This window comes from Streptomyces altiplanensis, assembly GCF_053591575.1.
In genome coordinates, this window is sequence record NZ_JBSFUB010000010.1 from 124,212 (window position 1) to 143,424 (window position 19,213).

At 73.7% G+C, this 19,213-nt stretch carries 21 protein-coding genes; 17 read left to right on the forward strand and 4 right to left on the reverse strand.

Annotation, left to right across the window (positions count from 1 at the left end; translation table 11 throughout):
• Positions 1-37: 37 nt before the first annotated feature.
• Positions 38-1,396 carry a phosphoglucosamine mutase gene (glmM, locus tag ACWD0Y_RS07625; RefSeq protein ID WP_450259473.1) on the forward strand — a complete coding sequence of 453 codons (1,359 nt, stop codon included), beginning with the start codon at positions 38-40 and terminating at the stop codon, positions 1,394-1,396.
• Here the strand turns inward: glmM and ACWD0Y_RS07630 are convergent.
• Complete coding sequence (locus ACWD0Y_RS07630) at positions 1,393-2,337, reverse strand: DUF389 domain-containing protein (RefSeq protein ID WP_450259474.1); 945 nt, start codon at positions 2,335-2,337, stop codon at positions 1,393-1,395. The two genes, glmM and ACWD0Y_RS07630, sit on opposite strands and share 4 nt — an antisense overlap.
• Positions 2,338-2,349: 12 nt before the next feature.
• Positions 2,350-3,339, reverse strand: coding sequence for a type I pantothenate kinase (gene coaA / locus ACWD0Y_RS07635; RefSeq protein WP_450259475.1), 990 nt, complete (start codon positions 3,337-3,339; stop codon positions 2,350-2,352).
• 77 nt (positions 3,340-3,416) lie between these two features.
• On the opposite strand from coaA, the gene glmS reads away from it, so the two are divergent.
• The 7 genes from glmS (at position 3,417) to ACWD0Y_RS07670 (ending at position 10,683) form a co-directional block, all read left to right on the forward strand.
• On the forward strand, positions 3,417-5,291 hold the full coding sequence (glmS, locus tag ACWD0Y_RS07640) for a glutamine--fructose-6-phosphate transaminase (isomerizing) (RefSeq protein ID WP_450259476.1): 1,875 nt from the start codon (positions 3,417-3,419) through the stop codon (positions 5,289-5,291).
• 4 nt (positions 5,292-5,295) lie between these two features.
• Positions 5,296-5,664, forward strand: a complete 369-nt coding sequence (locus ACWD0Y_RS07645) for a holo-ACP synthase (protein WP_093799527.1) — start codon at positions 5,296-5,298, stop codon at positions 5,662-5,664.
• Between the two features lie 13 nt (positions 5,665-5,677).
• The gene (locus tag ACWD0Y_RS07650) at positions 5,678-7,216 is read left to right on the forward strand and encodes an NAD(P)H-hydrate dehydratase (RefSeq protein ID WP_450259477.1); all 1,539 of its coding nucleotides are present in this window, start codon (positions 5,678-5,680) and stop codon (positions 7,214-7,216) included.
• 306 nt (positions 7,217-7,522) lie between these two features.
• Positions 7,523-8,665 carry an alanine racemase gene (gene alr / locus ACWD0Y_RS07655; protein ID WP_450259492.1) on the forward strand — a complete coding sequence of 381 codons (1,143 nt, stop codon included), beginning with the start codon at positions 7,523-7,525 and terminating at the stop codon, positions 8,663-8,665.
• Positions 8,666-8,677: 12 nt separating this feature from the next.
• Complete coding sequence (locus ACWD0Y_RS07660) at positions 8,678-9,910, forward strand: alpha/beta fold hydrolase (protein WP_450259478.1); 1,233 nt, start codon at positions 8,678-8,680, stop codon at positions 9,908-9,910.
• Positions 9,882-10,394, forward strand: coding sequence for a tRNA (adenosine(37)-N6)-threonylcarbamoyltransferase complex ATPase subunit type 1 TsaE (tsaE, locus tag ACWD0Y_RS07665; protein ID WP_450259479.1), 513 nt, complete (start codon positions 9,882-9,884; stop codon positions 10,392-10,394). The genes ACWD0Y_RS07660 and tsaE overlap by 29 nt, the downstream gene beginning before the upstream one ends.
• A 127-nt stretch (positions 10,395-10,521) precedes the next feature.
• Positions 10,522-10,683, forward strand: a complete 162-nt coding sequence (locus tag ACWD0Y_RS07670; RefSeq protein WP_450259480.1) for a hypothetical protein — start codon at positions 10,522-10,524, stop codon at positions 10,681-10,683.
• Between the two features lie 15 nt (positions 10,684-10,698).
• Here ACWD0Y_RS07670 and ACWD0Y_RS07675 read toward each other — a convergent pair whose 3' ends face one another.
• Positions 10,699-11,289, reverse strand: a complete 591-nt coding sequence (locus tag ACWD0Y_RS07675; RefSeq protein WP_450259481.1) for a hypothetical protein — start codon at positions 11,287-11,289, stop codon at positions 10,699-10,701.
• 97 nt (positions 11,290-11,386) lie between these two features.
• On the opposite strand from ACWD0Y_RS07675, the gene tsaB reads away from it, so the two are divergent.
• From tsaB to ACWD0Y_RS07700, 5 genes are read left to right on the forward strand one after another with little or no spacing between them, the layout of a single operon-like run.
• Entirely contained in the window at positions 11,387-12,046 is a 660-nt protein-coding gene (gene tsaB / locus ACWD0Y_RS07680) for a tRNA (adenosine(37)-N6)-threonylcarbamoyltransferase complex dimerization subunit type 1 TsaB (RefSeq protein WP_450259482.1), read from the forward strand.
• A gap of 17 nt (positions 12,047-12,063) precedes the next feature.
• Positions 12,064-12,558 carry a ribosomal protein S18-alanine N-acetyltransferase gene (rimI, locus tag ACWD0Y_RS07685; RefSeq protein ID WP_450259493.1) on the forward strand — a complete coding sequence of 165 codons (495 nt, stop codon included), beginning with the start codon at positions 12,064-12,066 and terminating at the stop codon, positions 12,556-12,558.
• The gene (gene tsaD / locus ACWD0Y_RS07690; RefSeq protein WP_450259483.1) at positions 12,551-13,660 is read left to right on the forward strand and encodes a tRNA (adenosine(37)-N6)-threonylcarbamoyltransferase complex transferase subunit TsaD; all 1,110 of its coding nucleotides are present in this window, start codon (positions 12,551-12,553) and stop codon (positions 13,658-13,660) included. Before rimI ends, tsaD begins: the two co-directional genes overlap by 8 nt.
• A complete protein-coding gene (locus ACWD0Y_RS07695) occupies positions 13,657-13,920 on the forward strand; it encodes a hypothetical protein (protein ID WP_450259484.1) in 264 nt (87 codons plus the stop codon). Before tsaD ends, ACWD0Y_RS07695 begins: the two co-directional genes overlap by 4 nt.
• Positions 13,921-13,954: 34 nt before the next feature.
• Entirely contained in the window at positions 13,955-14,590 is a 636-nt protein-coding gene (locus ACWD0Y_RS07700; protein WP_450259485.1) for a hypothetical protein, read from the forward strand.
• Positions 14,591-14,638: 48 nt separating this feature from the next.
• Here ACWD0Y_RS07700 and ACWD0Y_RS07705 read toward each other — a convergent pair whose 3' ends face one another.
• Positions 14,639-15,817: a THUMP-like domain-containing protein gene (locus ACWD0Y_RS07705; protein ID WP_450259486.1), complete on the reverse strand. Its 1,179-nt coding sequence runs from the start codon at positions 15,815-15,817 to the stop codon at positions 14,639-14,641.
• Between the two features lie 65 nt (positions 15,818-15,882).
• Between ACWD0Y_RS07705 and ACWD0Y_RS07710 the strand changes: the two genes are divergently transcribed.
• The 4 genes from ACWD0Y_RS07710 to ACWD0Y_RS07725 all read left to right on the forward strand — a co-directional run bounded on the left by ACWD0Y_RS07710 (position 15,883) and on the right by ACWD0Y_RS07725 (position 19,134).
• Positions 15,883-17,265: a hypothetical protein gene (locus tag ACWD0Y_RS07710; protein ID WP_450259487.1), complete on the forward strand. Its 1,383-nt coding sequence runs from the start codon at positions 15,883-15,885 to the stop codon at positions 17,263-17,265.
• Between the two features lie 53 nt (positions 17,266-17,318).
• On the forward strand, positions 17,319-17,867 hold the full coding sequence (locus ACWD0Y_RS07715; protein ID WP_450259488.1) for an NUDIX hydrolase: 549 nt from the start codon (positions 17,319-17,321) through the stop codon (positions 17,865-17,867).
• A 101-nt stretch (positions 17,868-17,968) separates the two neighbouring features.
• A complete protein-coding gene (locus ACWD0Y_RS07720; protein WP_450259489.1) occupies positions 17,969-18,892 on the forward strand; it encodes a polysaccharide deacetylase family protein in 924 nt (307 codons plus the stop codon).
• Positions 18,889-19,134, forward strand: coding sequence for a hypothetical protein (locus ACWD0Y_RS07725; RefSeq protein ID WP_450259490.1), 246 nt, complete (start codon positions 18,889-18,891; stop codon positions 19,132-19,134). The genes ACWD0Y_RS07720 and ACWD0Y_RS07725 overlap by 4 nt, the downstream gene beginning before the upstream one ends.
• Positions 19,135-19,213 lie beyond the last annotated feature (79 nt).

The following is a 19,213-nucleotide window of genomic DNA, read 5'->3' on the forward strand; positions in this document are numbered from 1 at the left end:
CAGAGCTTGCATTTTCGGAGTATTTCGGAGGACACCAGTGGGACGACTCTTCGGCACTGACGGCGTGCGCGGTGTCGCCAACGCGGATCTGACGGCCGAGCTCGCGCTCGGCCTGTCGGTCGCGGCGGCGCACGTACTCGCCGAGGCGGGCACCTTCGAGGGGCATCGGCCGACCGCCGTGGTCGGTCGTGATCCGCGTGCGTCGGGAGAGTTCCTGGAGGCCGCCGTCGTGGCGGGCCTGGCGAGTGCGGGTGTGGACGTGCTCCGGGTGGGAGTGCTGCCCACCCCCGCGGTGGCGTACCTCACCGGTGCGCTGGGCGCCGATCTCGGTGTCATGCTCTCGGCCAGCCACAACGCCATGCCGGACAACGGTGTCAAGTTCTTCGCGCGCGGCGGGCACAAGCTCGCCGACGAGCTGGAGATCCGCATCGAGGACGTGTACGAGCAGCACCGCGCCGGTGAGCCGTGGGCCCGGCCGACCGGAGCGGGCGTCGGCCGGGTCTCCGACTACGCCAAGGGTGTCGACCAGTACATCGCCCACCTGATCGGTGTGCTGCCCAATCGCCTCGACGGCGTGAAGGTCGTCCTCGACGAGGCGCACGGGGCGGCCTCCCGCGTCTCTCCCGAGGCCTTCGCCCGGGCCGGCGCCGAGATCGTCACCATCGGTGCCGACCCCGACGGGCTCAACATCAACGACGGGTGCGGCTCCACGCACCTGGAGATGCTCCGGGCCGCCGTCGTCGAGCACGGCGCCGATCTCGGCATCGCGCACGACGGCGACGCCGACCGGTGCCTGGCCGTGGACGCGCTGGGCAACGAGGTCGACGGGGACCAGATCCTCGCCGTGCTCGCGCTCGCCATGCGCGAGGCGGGACAGCTGCGCAAGAACACCGTCGTCGGCACCGTCATGTCGAACCTCGGCTTCAAGCTGGCCATGGAGCGCGAGGGCATCGAGCTCGTACAGACCGCCGTCGGCGACCGGTACGTACTGGAGTCGATGAAGGCCGAGGGGTACGCGCTCGGCGGCGAGCAGTCCGGGCACGTCATCGTGCTGGACCACGCGACCACCGGCGACGGCACTCTGACCGGGCTGATGCTGGCCGCGCGGGTGGCCGCCACCGGGCGTACGCTCGCGGACCTCGCCGGGGTCATGAGCCGGCTGCCGCAGATCCTCGTCAACGTGCCCGACGTCGACAAGTCGCGCGTCACCACCTCCGCCGAGCTGGCGGCCGCCGTCACCGACGCCGAGCGGGAGCTGGGCGCCACGGGGCGGGTGCTGCTGCGGCCCTCGGGCACCGAGCCGCTCGTGCGGGTCATGGTCGAGGCGGCCGACATCGAGCAGGCGAAGGCGGTCGCCGGGCGGCTCGCCGATGTGGTGAAGTCGGCGCTCGGCTAGGCGTTCTCGTGCGCGGTGCGCTTGCGCTGCTTCGCCCAGAAGAACTTCTGGGCGAGCAGCGTGAGCGTACCGGCGACGACGATGCCGAGCAGGTTGAGCAGGAGCTGCTCGGTGGAGCCCCAGGTCTGCTTCACGTCGCCGTAGCTCAGCGCCACGGCGGCGTTGGCCGCGGCCGGGACCGTCGTCACCGAGATGGCGACGCCGACCAGGGCGCCGGACTTGGCCGACGTGAGGGAGAGCATGCCGGCCGCGCCCGCCAGTACGGCGACGACGAACGAGAACCAGTCGGGGGCGTAGATGAACCCCGTGTTGGGGCGGTCGCCGTGCAGCATGTCGTCGGTGAACAGGCCCGTCGCGTCCATGAAGAAGCTGAACGCGACCGTCACCGCCATCGCCGCCGCGAACCCCACGATCAGCGCGGCGAACGAGCGCCAGGCCAGGCGCGGCGCGCGCCGCACCAGCGCCGTGCAGAAGCCGGCCAGCGGGCCGAACTCCGGGCCCACCGCCATCGCGCCCACGATCAGGATCGCGTTGTCGAGCAGCACACCGCAGGCCGCGATCATCGTGGCCAGCGACAGGAACGCGATGTAGGTGACAGAGAGCGTCGACTCCTCGTGGGTCGCCTCCGACAACTGCTCCCACAGCACCGCGTCCGCGGCCTCGCCCGGCGCCTCCTTCTCCGCCCGGTCGGCGCGCGTGGAGAGCGACAGGTCGATGTTCTCCACGGCGATCGAACCGCATTCGTCGATGCCGAGGGTGCGCAGATCGCTGATGAGGTCGTCGCCCGCCTCGCGCGCCACGTCGCAGAGGATGAGGTCGCCGGCCGGGTTGCGGGCCGCGCCGGGGACGACGGCGACGTGCGTCGCGCCGACCGTCTTCTCCACTGTGCACAGGACCTCGTCGGTGCGGTCGGCGGGGACGATCAGGCGAAGGTGCAGCACGGCACGTACTCCTCAGAGTTTGCGGAGCGAGAGGCGCTGGACCTTGTGGTCGGGGCCCTTGCGCACCACCAGCGTGGCACGGCCGCGCGTCGGCGCCACGTTCTCCAGCAGGTTGGGCTTGTTGACGGTCCGCCACATCGTACGGGCGTAGTCGAGGGCTTCCTCCTCCGAGACCTGGGTGTACTTCCTGAAGTACGAGGAGGGGTCCTGGAACGCGGTCTCGCGCAGCTTGCGGAAGCGGCCCAGGTACCAGGCCTCGATGTCCTCGGCGCGCGCGTCGACGTACACGCTGAAGTCGAAGTAGTCGGCGAGGGCGACCCGGGTGCGGCCGTCCTTGCCGGGCAGCGCCGGCTGGAGGACGTTCAGGCCCTCGACGATCAGGATGTCCGGGCGGCGGACCGTGAGGCGCTCGCCGGGCACGATGTCGTAGATCAGGTGGGAGTAGACGGGCGCGGTGACCTCGTTCTTGCCGGCCTTGATGTCGGCGACGAAGCGGGTCAGGGCGCGCCGGTCGTACGACTCGGGGAAGCCCTTGCGCGCCGTGAGGCCGCGCCGCTTGAGCTCCTCCATCGGGTAGAGGAAGCCGTCGGTGGTCAGCAGCTCCACGCGCGGGTGTTCCGGCCAGCGGGCCAGCAGCGCCTGGAGGAGACGGGCGACGGTCGACTTGCCCACGGCGACGCTGCCCGCGACCCCTATGACGAAGGGCGTGCCGCGCTGGGCTCCGTGGCCGTTGCCCGCGTCGCCGAGGAAGGTGTTGAGGGCGCCGCGCAGGCCCGAGGTCGCCTGGACGTAGAGATTGAGCAGCCGGGAGAGGGGGAGGTAGACGTCCCGCACCTCGTCGAGGTCGATCACGTCGCCCAGGCCGCGGAGCCGTTCGAGTTCCTCCGCCGTGAGGGGGAGCGGGGTCTTCTCGCGCAGCGCGCTCCACTCCGCCCGCGTGAGGTCCAGGTACGGCGAAGCGTCTGCCCGGCGGTGGGTGGACCGTGGCGGCGAAGTGATCACATGAACATTGTCGGGGGTGCGGAGCTGTCGTGGGTGGTGTGCTCGGTCACGTGGAGCGTCGGCCGTAGGGTGCGGACATGTGCGGAATCGTGGGGTACGTCGGCGGGCAGTCGGCGCTTGATGTTGTCATCGCGGGACTGAAGCGGCTCGAATACCGGGGTTACGACTCGTCAGGTGTGGCTGTGCTCGCGGACGGTGGACTGGCCGCGGCGAAGAAGGCCGGCAAGCTCGTCAACCTGGAGAAGGAGCTCGTGGGGCGGCCGCTGCCGGCCGGGGCCACGGGCATCGGACACACCCGGTGGGCCACGCACGGGGGGCCCACCGACGCCAACGCGCACCCGCATCTGGACAACGCGGGGCGCGTGGCCGTCGTGCACAACGGGATCATCGAGAACTTCGCCGGTCTGCGGGCCGAGCTCGCCGAGCGCGGACACGAGCTGGAGTCCGAGACCGACACCGAGGTCGTGGCGCACCTGCTCGCCGAGTCCTTCTCCTCGTGCGGGGACCTCGCGGAGGCGATGCGGCTGGTGTGCCGGCAGCTCGACGGGGCGTTCACGCTGGTCGCCGTGCACGCGGACGAGCCCGACGTGGTGGTGGGGGCGCGGCGCAACTCGCCGCTGGTGGTGGGTGTGGGGGAGGGGGAGGCCTTCCTCGCGTCCGACGTGGCCGCCTTCATCGCGCACACGCGGTCGGCGATCGAGCTGGGACAGGACCAGGTCGTCGAGGTGCGGCGGGACGGCGAGGGCGGCGGCGCGGCCGGCGTCTCGGTCTCGGTCACGGACTTCTACGGCGCGCCCGGCGAGGTGCGGTCGTACCGCATCGACTGGGACGCCTCCGCCGCCGAGAAGGGCGGTTACGACTACTTCATGCTCAAGGAGATCGCCGAGCAGCCGAAGGCCGTCGCCGACACGCTGCTGGGGCGGATCGACGCGGGCGGGGCGCTGAGGCTGGACGAGCTGCGGATCCCCGATTCCGTGCTGCGGGAGGTCGACAAGGTCGTGGTGGTGGCCTGCGGGACCGCTTTCCACGCGGGGATGATCGCGAAGCTGGCCGTCGAGCACTGGACGCGGATCCCCTGTGAGACCGAGCTGGCGAGCGAGTTCCGGTACCGGGACCCGATCCTCGACGCCCGGACGCTGGTGATCGCGATCTCGCAGTCCGGCGAGACCATGGACACGCTGATGGCGCTGCGGCACGCGCGGGAGCAGGGCGCGAAGGTGCTCGCCGTGTGCAACACGAACGGGTCGACCATTCCGCGGGAGTCGGACGCGGTGCTCTACACGCATGCCGGGCCCGAGATCGCCGTCGCTTCCACCAAGGCGTTCCTGACGCAGCTGGTCGCCTGCTATCTGGTCGCGCTCTACCTGGCGCAGGTGCGCGGGGCCAAGTGGGGGGACGAGGTCCGGGACGTGGTGCGCGAGCTGTCGGAGATCTCGGGCGAGGTGGAGCGGGTCCTGGAGACGATGGAGCCGGTGCGGGAGCTGGCCCGGTCGCTGGCGGGGAAGAAGACGGTGCTGTTCCTGGGGCGGCATGTGGGGTACCCGGTCGCCCTGGAGGGTGCGCTCAAGCTGAAGGAGCTCGCGTACATGCATGCGGAGGGGTTCGCGGCGGGCGAGCTGAAGCACGGGCCCATCGCGCTGATCGAGGACGACCTCCCGGTGGTGGTCGTGGTGCCGTCGCCCCGGGGGCGGTCGGTGCTGCACGACAAGATCGTTTCGAACATCCAGGAGATCCGGGCGCGGGGGGCGCGGACGATCGTGATCGCGGAGGAGGGCGACGAGGCGGTCGTCCCGTACGCCGACCACCTGATCCGGATCCCGGCCACGCCGACGCTCCTGCAGCCCCTGGTCTCGACGGTGCCGTTGCAGGTCTTCGCCTGCGAGCTGGCCACGGCGCGGGGCAATGAGGTCGACCAGCCCCGGAACCTGGCCAAGTCCGTGACGGTGGAGTGAGCTCGTGATCATTGGGGTGGGCATCGACGTCGCCGAGATCGAACGGTTCCGGGCGTCCCTGGAACGTACGCCGCAGATGGCCCAGCGGCTGTTCCTGCACAACGAGTTGTATCTCCCGAGCGGGGACCGGCGCGGCATCGCCTCGCTCGCCGCCCGGTTCGCGGCCAAGGAGGCCCTCGCGAAGGCGCTGGGGGCGCCGGCCGGGCTGCACTGGACGGACGCCGAGGTGTACGTCGAGGAGAGCGGGCAGCCGCGGCTGCGGGTGAGCGGGACGGTGCTGGCGCGGGCGGAGGCGCTCGGGGTCCGGTCCTGGCACGTCTCGCTCAGTCACGACGCGGGGGTCGCTTCCGCCGTTGTCATCGCCGAAGGATGAGGTGTTTTCGCTGATGCGCGCTGCTTATGGCGTGGAGACCGTACGGACCGCCGAGCGGGAGCTGATGGCCCGGCTCCCCGAGGGCGCGCTGATGCAGCGGGCCGCGGCCGGGCTCGCCGCGGTGTGCGCGGGGCTGCTGGGGCGGGTGTACGGGACGCGGGTCGTGCTGCTGGTCGGCAGCGGCGACAACGGGGGCGACGCGCTGTACGCGGGCGCGCGGCTGGCCCGGCGGGGGGCGGGGGTCACCGCCGTGCTGCTGGACGCGCGGCGGGCGCACGAGGGCGGGCTGGCCGCGCTGCGGCGCGCCGGGGGCTCGGTGGCGGCGGCCGGTGATGCGGCTGGAGCTCTTGCGCGTGCCGATCTCGTGGTCGACGGGATCACCGGGATCGGGGGGAGGGGCGGGCTGCGGGACGCCGCTGTGCCGTTGGCGCGGGCGGCGCGGGACTCCGGGGCGGTGGTCGTCGCCGTGGATCTGCCCAGCGGGGTCGAGGCGGACAGCGGGGAGGTGCGGGGGGAGTGCGTGCGCGCCGATGTGACGGTCACCTTCGGCACGTACAAGCCGGGGCTGCTGATCGACCCCGCGCGGGAGTACGTCGGGGCCGTGCGGCTGGTCGAGCTGGGGCTCGACCTCGAAGCGGTGGAGGCGGATGCCGAGGCGCTGCAGCACGCGGACGTGGCCGCGCTGCTGCCGGTTCCGGGCGCGGAGAGCGACAAGTACCGGCGCGGGGTGGTCGGCGTCGTGGCGGGGTCGGAGCGGTACCCGGGAGCGGCGGTGCTCGCGGTGGCCGGGGCGCTGCGGGGCGGGGCCGGGGCTGTGCGGTACGTCGGGCCGGGCGCCGGCGCGGTCGTCGCGCGCTTCCCGGAGGCGCTGGTGCACGCGGGGCCGCCGTCGGAGGCGGGGCGGGTGCAGGCGTGGGTGGTGGGGCCGGGGCTGGGCGAGGACGCCGGCGGGGCGCTGGAGGACGTGCTGGCGTCGGACGTTCCGGTGCTGGTCGATGCCGACGGGCTGCGGCCGCTGGAGCCGGAGATGGTGCGGGAGCGGGACGCGCCGACACTGCTGACGCCGCACGCGGGGGAGGCGGCGGCGCTGCTGGGGGTCTCGCGGGAGGAGGTGGAGGCGGGGCGGCTGGTCGCGGCGCGGGAGCTGGCCGCGCTGTATGGGGCGACGGTGCTGCTCAAGGGGTCCACGACGCTGGTGGCCCCGGCGGGCGGCACGAGCGCGGGGTTCGCGGCACGGCCGGTGCGGGTGAATCCGACGGGCACGCCCTGGCTGGCCACCGCGGGGAGCGGGGACGTGCTGTCCGGGCTGGCGGGGGCGCTGCTGGCGGCGGGGCTCGGGGCGATGGACGCGGGGTCGGTCGCGGCGTACGTGCACGGGCTGGCGGGGCGGCTGGCGGCGGACGGGGCTCCCGTGGGGGCGATGGATGTGGCGGACGCGCTGCCGGGGGCTTGGCGCGGGGTCGTGGGGCGGGGGTCGGGCGGGGGTGTGGCCGGCGCCGCGGGGGCCGGGCGGGGGCGGGCCGCTCCGGGGGCGGCGTTCGGGACTGCATGATTTGGCCGCGGTGCGGTGCCTTGTGCGAAGCCCGCGTCCTGCGCACACATCACGCTCTACGTCCCGGACACCACCCCCTGCGCGGCCCGCTGCCTCGTGCCGGTGGGCAGTCCCCGGGCCGTCGGCCGGGGGTCCGGGGGTCGCTCCCGGGCAGGCACAGCACGTCCCGGACACCACCCCCTGCGCGGCCCGCTGCCTCGTGCCGGTGGGCAGTCCCCGGGCCGTCGGCCGTTCCTGGCGGGCCGGGGTGGCGGCGTTGGATCCGGGCCGTCGCAGGGCTCTGAGACACTTGGCGCGATGACCGCGATGACTCATACCCCCATGCGAGCCCGCGCCGAGATCGATCTGGCGGCCCTGCGGGCCAATGTGCGGGCTTTGCGTGCTCGCGCGGCGAACGCCCGGCTGATGGCCGTGGTGAAGTCGGACGCGTACGGGCACGGCGCTGTCCGCTGCGCGCGCGCCGCCCTCGACGCCGGGGCGACCTGGCTGGGGACCGCGACCCCCGAAGAGGCCCTGGCGCTGCGCGCCGCCGGGTTCGACGGGCCGCTGATGTGCTGGCTGTGGACCCCGGGCGGGCCCTGGCGCGAGGCGGTCGAGGCGGGCATCGACGTGTCCGTGAGCGGGATGTGGGCGCTCCGGGAGGTCGTCGAGGCGGCGCGTGCGGCGGGGCGCGTGGCGCGCGTACAGCTCAAGGCCGACACCGGGCTCGGGCGCAACGGCTGCCAGCCCGCCGACTGGCCCGAGCTGGTGCGCCACGCCCTGGAGGCGCGGGACGCCGTCAGGATCACCGGGCTCTGGTCGCACTTCGCCTGCGCGGACGAGCCCGGGCACCCCTCGATCGACGCGCAGCTGGCCGTTTTCCAGGATCTGGTCGACTACGCCGAGAAGGCCGGGGCCGAGCCCGAGGTGCGGCACATCGCCAACTCGCCGGCGACGCTGACCCTGCCCCACGCGCACTTCGACCTCGTACGGACCGGCATCGCCATGTACGGCGTCTCGCCGAGCCCCGAGCTCGGCACGCCCGCCGACTTCGGGCTGCGGCCCGTGATGACCCTCGCGGCGTCCGTGGCGCTGGTCAAGCGGGTTCCGGAGGGGCACGGCGTCAGTTACGGGCACCACTACGTCACCGGTGAGGAGACGACGCTGGGGCTGATCCCCGTCGGGTACGCCGACGGGATCCCGCGCCACGCCTCGGGCAGCGGACCGGTGCTGGTCGGCGGCAAGTGGCGCCGGGTCGCCGGGCGGGTCGCCATGGACCAGTTCGTGGTCGATCTGGGGCACGACGTGGTGGAGCCGGGCGCCGAGGCCGTGCTGTTCGGTCCGGGCGACCGGGGTGAGCCGACGGCCGAGGACTGGGCGCAGGCCGCGGGCACCATCGCATACGAAATTGTCACGCGCATCGGATCGCGGGTACCCCGTGTCTATGTGAACGAGGACCCCGAAAACTAGGAGATCGCCACCGTGAGCGAGAGCAGCGCGCCGGGAGCGGTGGAGGTGGCCGCGGAGGCCGCGACCGCCGCCGTCGGCAACTGGCGCCGGGCGGGCCTGGCCGGCACCGCGGTAGGTGTGGTCGCGGCGGGCGCCGCCGCGGGTGTCGCCCTGGAGCGGATGACCGTCGGCCGCGGCATGCGCAGGAAGGCACGGCTCGCACTGGACGCCGCCGGACCGTACGGCGCCCTGCGCGGGATGCCGGGGCAGGCCGTGGCGGACGACGGCACCGAGATCTACTTCGAGGTGGACGAGGTGGAGGCGGACGCCGACGCCGGCGGTCCGCGGCGGCGCCGGCTCTTCGGGCGCCGGACCCCGGCCCCCGTCACCGTCGTCTTCAGCCATGGCTTCTGCCTGAGCCAGGACTCGTGGCACTTCCAGCGGGCGGCGCTGCGCGGTGTGGTGCGTACGGTCCACTGGGACCAGCGCAGTCACGGGCGCTCGGCGCGCGGCGCGGCCCAGGAGCGGGGTGTCGCGATCGACATCGAGCAGCTGGGACGCGATCTCAAGGCCGTCATCGACGCTGCCGCGCCCAAGGGGCCGCTGGTGCTGGTGGGGCACTCGATGGGCGGCATGACGATGATGGCGCTGGCCGACCAGTTCCCCGAGCTGATCCGCGAGCGCGTGGTGGGCGCCGTCTTCGTCGGTACGTCGTCGGGGAAGCTCGGCGAGGTCAATTTCGGGCTGCCGGTGGCCGGTGTGAACGCCGTACGCCGTGTCCTGCCGCGTGTGCTGCGCGCCCTCGGCTCGCAGGCGGAGATCGTCGAGCGGGGCCGGCGCGCCACGGCCGATCTCTTCGCCGGGCTCGTCAAGCGGTACTCGTTCGGCTCGAAGGACGTCGACCCGGCGGTCGCGCGGTTCGCGGAGCGGCTGATCGAGGCGACGCCGATCGACGTGGTCGCCGCGTTCTACCCGGCGTTCACGGACCACGACAAGGCGGAGGCGCTGGAGATCTTCGCCGAGGTGCCGGTGCTCGTCCTGGCGGGCGACAAGGACCTGGTGACGCCCAGCGAGCACAGCGAGGGCATCGCCCGCCTGCTGCCGGACGCCGAGCTGGTGATGGTCCCGGACGCCGGGCACCTGGTCATGCTGGAGCACCCCGAGGTGGTCACCGACCGGCTCGCGGATCTGCTGGCCCGCGTGGGCGCCGTACCGGCAGCCGCTAACGTTGGGACGTATGGAAGCACCGCACAGCCCGGCGGCTGACGTCACCGCCGTCCTCACCGTCCACTCGCCCGTTCTCATGCAGGAGCTGGGGCGCCGGCTCGCGAAAGTGCTCCGCCCCGGCGATCTGGTGATGCTCACCGGTGAACTCGGCGCGGGCAAGACGACGCTGACGCGCGGGCTCGGCGAAGGGCTCGGGGTGCGCGGCGCCGTGACGTCGCCGACGTTCGTCATCGCCCGCGTCCACCCCTCGCTGACCGGCGGTCCCGCTCTGGTGCACGTGGACGCGTACCGGCTGGGCGGCGGGCTCGACGAGATGGAGGACCTCGATCTCGACGTCTCGCTGCCCGACTCCGTGGTGGTGGTGGAGTGGGGCGACGGGAAGGTCGAGGAGCTGTCGGACGACCGGCTCCACGTGGTCATCCACCGGGCGGTGGGGGACGCCGACGACGACGTGCGCGAGGTGACGGTGCGCGGTGTCGGCGAGCGGTGGGCCGGGGAGGACCTGGCCGCGCTGGGGGCCTGACGTCCGTACGTTCCGACAAGACGTCGGCAAGATGTTGCGCCGGTGGCGCCGGGCGTGGTCACATGGATGCCGAGACATGGTTAGGTCTACCTAACCACGCCTGCCCCCGGAGCCACAGGAGGCATCCATGCCGGCTTCAGAACACGAAGCGACTCAGCCCCTGTCCATGCGCGATCTGCTGGCCTCGTGCGCGGCGGCCACGGCGGTCTCCACGCCGCCGCGGGAGCCGCAGGAGTGCGAGGCGCCCGCCGAGGAGCACGAGCACACGGAGCGACGCGACGCCGCGTAGCTCTTACGAGCGTATTTACGGAACCACTACGACCTTCACGCGGACCGTCGCGAAGCGCCACATCGCGTCGCCGTCGGCGCGCTGCATGCGGACGCCGCCGGTCTTGCCCGCGGCCGGGTCCGGGCTCGGCATGGAGCCGTCGACCGCGGCGCTGAAGCCGATCACCACGTTCTCGACGTTGGTGAACCGGACCACGTGCTCGATCTGCACCCCGTCCGAGCCGGTGATGCTCCCCGAGCGCGAGGTCACCGCGTACGTGCCGGGCGGCGGGCTGACCGTGCTCGGCATGACCTCGAAGGTCCGCGTCGCCTTGCCCTGCTCGTTCACCAGCCACACCCGCCGGTCGCCCAGCGCGTAGACGACGCGCAGGCCCGTGCCCGACCTGGCGGGCACCGCGAACACGTCCTTCTTCTTCTCGGGCTTCTTCTTGGGCGGGTGCGTGGCGTGCGCGGCGGGGGACTTGCCGGAGCCGGGCTCGGCGAGCTGCGCGAGGGGCGGGGCGCTCGCCGACGCCTGGTAGGCGAGGAAGGCGACCCCGGCCACGGCTGCCGCGGTGAGCCCGGCCACGAATCCCGAGCTGCTCCTTGCCACCTTGCTCCACCTCATGTTCCTGCCGCGTGCGTATGTGTGGTGACGGTAGCAGCAGGGGCCGGGAGGGACGGGGGACGCCGTGCCTCCGGTACGCGGGCCGTAGGCTGTTTGTGTGCTCTTGCTCGCCGTTGATACCGCCACCCCAGCCGTCACCGTCGCCCTCCACGACGGTGATTCCGTCATTGCCGAGGCCGGACAGGTCGACGCACGCCGGCACGGGGAGCTGCTGCTGCCCACCGTCGACCGGGTGCTCGCCGAAGCCGGCCTGAAACTCGACGCCGTCACCGCAGTGGTCGTGGGGGTCGGCCCCGGTCCGTACACCGGCCTGCGGGTCGGTCTCGCGACGGCCGAGACCTTCGGCCTCGTGCTCGGAGTGCCGGTCCACGGGCTGTGCACCCTGGACGGTCTCGCGTACGCCTCGGGGCTCACCGGCCCCTTCGCGGTGGCCACCGACGCGCGCCGCAAGGAGGTCTACTGGGCGCGGTACGCCGATGCCCGTACGCGGGTCTCCGAGCCCGCCGTCGACCGCCCCGCCGACATCGCGGAGGAACTCGCGGGCCTGCCGGTGGTCGGCTCGGGCGCGCTGCTCTACCCCGGGGCCTTCCCGGACGCGCGCGGCCCCGAACACCAGTCGGCGGGCGCGCTGGCCTCGCTGGCCGCCGAGAAGCTCGCGGCGGGGGAGCCGGAGGCGTTCCTGGCGCCGCTTCCGCTGTACCTGCGCCGGCCCGACGCGCAGGTCCCGAAGAACTACAAGGTGGTCACGCCGAAGTGACCGCGGGCCTGAGGGAAATGCGCTGGTGGGACATCGAGCCGGTGCTCGGTCTGGAGCGCGAGCTGTTCCCCGAGGACGCCTGGTCGCCGGGGATGTTCTGGTCCGAGCTCGCCCACGCGCGCGGGCCGCGGGCCACCCGCCGCTACGTGGTGGCCGAGGAGGCGGGCCGGATCGTCGGGTACGCCGGGCTCGCCGCCGCCGGGGGGCTCGGCGACGTACAGACCATCGCCGTCTCGAAGGACCAGTGGGGGACCGGGCTCGGGTCCCGGCTGCTCACCGACCTGCTGGGGTACGCGAGCGCCTTCGAGTGCGCCGAGGTGCTCCTCGAAGTGCGCGTCGACAACACGCGCGCGCAGAAGCTGTACGAGCGCTTCGGCTTCGAGCCGATCGGCTTCCGGCGCGGCTACTACCAGCCCGGCAACGTCGACGCGCTCGTGATGCGGCTGACGACGACGACCGACCCGGCAAACCCTGCGAATTCCGTACGAGAAACCGAGATTCACCATGGCTGACGAACCGCTCGTCCTCGGCATCGAGACCTCCTGCGACGAGACCGGCGTCGGGATCGTGCGCGGTACGACCCTGCTCGCCGACGCCATCGCGTCGAGCGTCGACGAACACGCCCGCTTCGGCGGTGTGGTGCCCGAGGTCGCCTCGCGCGCGCACCTGGAGGCGATGGTTCCGACGATCGGGCGCGCGCTGAAGGAGGCCGGGGTCGCCGCCTCCGACCTGGACGGCATCGCGGTGACGGCCGGACCCGGGCTGGCGGGCGCGCTGCTGGTGGGGGTGTCCGCGGCGAAGGCCTACGCGTACGCGCTGGGCAAGCCGCTGTACGGCGTGAACCACCTGGCCTCGCACATCTGTGTCGACCAGCTGGAGCACGGGCCGCTGCCCGAACCCACGATGGCGCTGCTGGTGAGCGGCGGCCACTCGTCGCTGCTGCTGGCCCCCGACATCACGAGCGACGTACGGCCGATGGGCGCGACCATCGACGACGCGGCGGGCGAGGCCTTCGACAAGATCGCGCGCGTGCTGGACCTGGGCTTCCCCGGCGGTCCCGTCATCGACCGCCTCGCGAGGGAGGGCGACCCGAAGGCGATCGCCTTCCCGCGCGGGCTGACCGGACCGCGCGACGCGCCGTACGACTTCTCCTTCTCGGGGCTCAAGACGTCCGTCGCCCGCTGGATCGAGGCCAAGCGCAGCGCGGGCGAGGACGTGCCGGTGCGGGACGTGGCGGCGTCCTTCCAGGAGGCGGTCGTCGACGTACTGACCCGCAAGGCGGTCCGGGCCTGCAAGGACGAGGGCGTCGACCACCTGATGATCGGCGGCGGCGTGGCCGCCAACTCGCGGCTGCGGGCGCTGGCGGCCGAGCGGTGCGAACGGGCCGGCATCCGGCTGCGCGTGCCGCGGCCGGGGCTGTGCACGGACAACGGGGCGATGGTCGCGGCGCTCGGCGCGGAGATGGTGGCGCGGGGCCGGGCGGCGTCGGACTGGGACCTGTCGGCGGACTCCTCGCTGCCGGTCACCGAGCCGCACGTACCGGGTGCCGCTCATGACCACGGGCACGACCACGACCACGTGCACGAGATCAGCAAGGACAACCTCTACTCATGACCGTCGCGCTGATGTGGGAGGCCCGTGCCGTCGAGGGCCGGGGCGGGGAGCTGCTGGAGTGGGCCCGGACGCAGGTCCGGGCCCTGGCGGGCGAGCCGGTGCGCAGGGAGGTCCTGCGGGCGCCGCAGGACCGCGTGCTCGTCATGACGTGGTGGGAGGCGGCGTACGACGCGGAGCTGCCCGAACTGCCGGAGCCCGACGGTGAGTTGATCACGCGGGCGGTCCACCGCTGGCGCTTCGAGTCGGTCGAAGGGGCCTGATCCGGCCTGCCGGCCACTGGGTAGTGTCGTGCGCATGTCTCGCCGTACGCCGCTTCCTCCGCCCCCGCCGCCCGAGCACCTGCGGGCCTGGCCCGGCCCCGGGGCGATGCGCGCCGACCGGGCGCGGGCCATGGACGAGCTGACCGCACGCGGTCTCGGTCCCGGACGGCTGGTGCGGTTCTGGCTGCTGGTGGGCGGCGCCGCGCTCGGGTGGGGGACGGTCGGGGCGGCCCTCAACGCGTTCGAGGGGCCGGGCGACCCGCTGACCGCCTTCTTCGCCGCGGTTTTCGGCGCGATCGGGCTCGGGGGCGTCGTGGCGTGCTGGATCTTCCTCGGGATGGGCGTGCGCCGCGACCGTACGATCCGTCAGCTGCTGGTGGGCTGGGCCGCGGTGGGACGCGAGCACGGCTTCCCGGCCACGCGGTGGCGCGTTCCCGGGCTCAGCCTCGCGTGGCTGCTTTCGTCGCTGGTGGTGTGCGGGCTCGGCCTGTGGTCGTCGTTCGGGTTCGCGGTGACGGCGCGGCCGGGCACCGAGACGTACACGGACGCGGTCTTCTTCTTCGGGCTCGGATTCATCCTGTGGGTGGCCGGACTGATCGGCGCGGCGAAGGCGGTGGGGCACTACCGGTGGGCGGTGCGGGTGGGCGCGGCGGGTGGCGTGAAGAGCTGAACGGCCGCCGCGGCGCGGAGCGGCCCGTCCGGAGGGCCCGGCGCCCGGCTACGGCGCAGGGTGGCCGATCAGCACGGTCGGGGCGCCCGCGACGCGCGTGAGGAAGACCGTGGCGGAGTTCGGCCCCGACAGCTTCATCCTGCGGCGCAGTTCCTCCGGCTCGACCGCCGAGCCGCGCTTCTTCACGGTCAGTACGCCGACCTCCCGCTCCCGCAGCAGCGCCTTCAGCTTCTTCAGGCCGAAGGGGATCCGGTCGGTGATCTCGTAGGCGGTGGCGTACGGCGTGGGGCGGAGCTCGTCCGCCGTGATGTACGCGATCGTCTCGTCGATCAGACGTCCGCCGACCTGCTCCGCGACCTCCGCCACCAGGTGCGAGCGGACGACGGCGCCGTCCGGCTCGTAGAGGTAGCGGCCGACCTCGCCGGGCTCCGGGTCCGGCAGCCCGGTGCCGGCCAGGGTGCGCGGGCCGGGGAGCAGCGTGGCGCGGACGGTGCCGGGCGCGGTGCCGAACCAGAGCACCGCCTCCTTCACGTCGCCGCCGTCCGAGATCCACTCCGCCTCGGCGTCGTCCGGGACCGCCTCGTGCGGGACGCCCGGCGCGATCTTGAGTGCGGCGTGCGCGGACGTACGGGCCGCCTCGATCGCCCAGGACAGGGGCGGCGAGTACGCCTCCGGGTCGAAGATCCGGCCGCGGCCGCCGCGCCGGGCCGGGTCGACGAAGACCGCGTCGTACGGGGACGTGTCGATGTCCGTGACGTCGGCGCAGCGGACCTCGACGAGGCCGGAGAGGCCGAGCGCCTCGGCGTTCGCGCGGGCCACCTCGGCCGTCAGCGGGTCGCGGTCGACGGCCAGGACGCGGATCCCGGCGCGGGCCAGCGCGATCGCGTCGCCTCCGATACCGCAGCACAGATCGGCCACGCTCCGTACGCCGAGCGCGGCGAAGCGTCCGGCGCGGTACGCCGCCACGGACGCGCGGGTGGCCTGCTCGACGCCGTTGGGGGTGAAGAACATCCGGTACGCGTCCTCGGCGCCGAACTTCGCCACCGCCCGCTGCCGCAGCCGTGCCTGCCCCAGCGCCGCCGAGACCAGCGCGGCGGGGTGGTCGCGGCGCAGCCGGGTGGCGGTGGCCAGCTCCTGGGCGGGGTCGTGGTCGCGGAGCGCGGTGAGCAGGAACTGGCCCTCGTCGGTGAGCAGGGCGGAGAAGGAGTCGGGATCCACGCACACCATTCTCCCTGTCGGTGGCGGGACGTACTGTCGAGGTGTCGTGGGGCAGGCGGAGATCGGGGGGATCCGTGGACGCGGTACTCAGCTCGGGGTGGGACAGCGTGCGCCAGCGCGCGCTGCTCGGTGCGTACGGCACGGACGGGGTGCCGCAGGAGCGGGCCACGGCGGAGAGCCGGGTGGAGCTGCTGGGGCGGCTGCGCTGGGAGGTGATCCAGGGCGGCGTGGTCTTCCTGACGTACACCCAGCTGCTGGACGGCGCCGCGTTCGCCGTGCTGCGCCCGGCCGAGCTCCTGGACGAGCTGGCGTTACGGGCGGTCGGCGGCGGCGCGATGCTGCCCGTGCGGGTCAATTCCCGGGACGCGGACCTGGGCGCCCAGCTGCTCGCCATGCTCTCGCGCGGCTTCCTGCTGTCCTCGCTCCCGCTGAGCGGCGAGCGGTGCCGCCGGCTCCAGCACCGGCTGGCGGAGGCGGGCGGCGGCGTCGCGGCTCCCGGCGCCGACGGGCCGGTGGACGCCGTGGACCGGCTGCTGCGCGCGACCGGCGAGCTGGACCCCGCGCTGCGGCTGCGCCTCGTCGCCCGCTGGCGCGACTGGCTGGAAGCCGCCGGGCGCGGGCTGCTGGAGGTGCGCGATCTGGCCCCGGCGGACTACGCCACCGCGTACGCCGTGCAGCCGCCGCCCGCGCCCCGGGAACTGCGCAGCGATGCGGGCCGGGGGGTGCTGGAGGCGTGGACCGGCGGTGCGCTCGACGTGGGCGGGATGCCCAACCGCAGCCTGCTGTACGACCGGATCGAACCGTTGTCCAGGGCCGCGGACCGGGCCGAACGCGACGACGCCGAGCTGCTGCGGGAGTCCTTCGACGAGACCTACTACCGGGCCATCGCGGCGGGCGAGCGCTGCATGCTGGCGCTGGCCGCGCCCCGGCGCGGGGTGCGCAGGCGGGAGGCGGCGGCGCTCACCGGGGAGATGCCGCTGGTGACGTTTCCGACGGGCTTCGAGCGGCGGCTGGGCCTGATGCCCGGCGAGGACTGGCAGCGGTTCGCCGACGACGCGGCCGACGCGCTCGGCCGCTGGTGGGAGGCGCGTGATCCGGCCGCGTTGCAGGAGATAGGAGATCTGCTCGGCGGCCGTACGAAAGACCCGGGAAGCGGCGGCCCGGCCGCGGGCGGTGTTCCGATGACGCGGATCCAGCAGGCCGTACGGACCGTGGGCGGCCGGACCGGGGAGCTGACCGCGGCGGGCGGTCTGGGCGCGGCGGCGAGCCTGGTGGCGGGCGAGGGGCTGCTGGGCGACGCCGTGTCGGGCATGGCGGGGACCATGGTTCCCATGGTGGTGGCGGTGGTGCTGGCCGGGGGGAGAGCGGTGGGGAGGCGCTCGCTCGACGCGTACCGGGGACGGTGCGATGTGGTGGAGTTGCCGACGACGGTGACGGCGGGCCCGGCCGGACGGTGACAGCGGCCAGGAGCGGTGACGGCGGACAGTGACAGCGGCCAGGAGCGGTGACGGTGGACAGTGAGCTGGAGCGCGCAGGCTCGCGCAGGGTGTACGGCGACCCGGACGGCAGGTGGTGCGAGGTCTTCCTCGACACGTACCGGCTGCCCGCCGGACGGACGATGGAACTGCACCGGGTGCGGGTCGGCGCGGGCCGTACCGGGGTGGTGGTGCTGGCCCGGCGCGACGGCTGCACGCTGATGGTCCGCCAGTGGCGGCCCGCTGTCGGACGGTGGATGTGGGAGCTGCCCCGGGGCTTCGGGGAGAGCGAGCCGGCCGCCGACGCGCTGCGCGAGCTCGCGGAGGAGACCGGTCTGCGGGGTGGCGGGGCCAGGGTGCTGGCCTCGGTGGACGTCGACTCCGGCCTGCTGGAGAGCGAGGTGGCGGTGGTCGAGGTGACCGTCCCCGCCGACGCCGTACTGGACGGCGGTGGCAGTGGTGACGGCGAGGTCGCGGCCGCCCGCTGGTGGTCGCGGGAGGAGCTGGCCGACGGGATCCGGAGCGGGGAGGTGCGCGACGGGTTCACGCTCGCCGCGCTGGGGGTGGCCGCGGTGTACGGCTGAACGCCCCCGGCGTGCGGGGCGTCGGCCGCCCGGGGGACGGCGGGCTCTTCGCGCGGGTGTCGGCCGGGCTCGGGGGACGCGCGCTGGCAGTATGCGGCGCCATGCGACTAGTACGACAAAACGTAAAGAGGGCCGGAAAGGGGTACGCGGCGGGGCTCGGTGTACTGCTGGCCGCCTCCCTCGTCGCCGCCGGCTGCGCCACGCCCTCCACCGAGCCTCCCCAGCCCGCCGCGCCGGCCCCCGGCCAGCAGCAGGGGCACCGCGCGGGCCCCGCGGGCTCCCTCGCCCTGTACGCCGAGCGGCTGCGGCACGCCCAGACCGTGCGTGTCGCCGCCGCCAGGAAGTGGAGGCTCGCGCAGACCCCGCTCGTCGCGCCCCCGCCACCCGCCGTGAAGCCGAGGATCACCACGCGCAAGGGGTTCGAGGCCGGGCGCGGGCTGCCGCCCGTGTTCACCACCGTCCCGGTCGACGAGCGGGTCGTCTTCCTGACGATGGACGACGGCGCGGAGAAGGACCCGCAACTGCTGCGGATGATGACCGAGCTGGGCATCCCCTACAGCGCTTTCCTCAGCGACTACCTGGTGCGCGAGAACTACGGCTACTTCGAGCGCATGCAGGCGCGCGGCGTCGCCCTGCACAACCACACCCTCAGCCACCCCTACATGCCCGGCCTCACCTACGCCCAGCAGAAGCGTGAGATCTGCGGCATGCAGGCCGTCATCGAGAAGCGGTTCGGCAAGCGGCCCCGGCTCTTCAGGCCGCCGTACGGCAACTACAACGCCGACACCCTGCGCGCCGCCCGCGCCTGCGGCGTGAAGGCCGTGCCGCTGTGGGCCGCCGAGGCGTTCCCCGACCGGATGGAGTGGCGGGAGTGGGACCGGGACCTGCATCCCGGCGACATCATCCTCACGCACTTCCGCGGCCGGGAGGACTGGAAGGGAACCATGCCGGACATGATCCGGCGGGTCATGAAGACGGTCACCGCCAAGGGGTACGCCGTGGCCAGGCTGGAGGACTACCTGTGAGGCGTGCGCACCGGCTGCCGGCCGGGCTGCTGGCGGCCGGCGCGCTCGCGCTCACCGGATGCGCGCAGTCCGTGGAACCGGTCGAGCGGCTCGGCGGGAAGGCGGTGCGCAGCGTCGCTCCGAAGGCGCGGGAGGCTCGGGATGCGGGGGACGCGGGGGCCGAGGCCCTGCGGGCGCACGGCGGGCAGCCGCACGGAGGGCCGGCGCCGCGGCCCGGGGCGTACGCGCGGTGGGGGACGTGAGCAGGACGCTCGTGCCGGCGAGGGCGGCAGACGCGGTGAGTACGGCGATCCGGCGCGGTATTCGGAGTGTGCGGAGTGT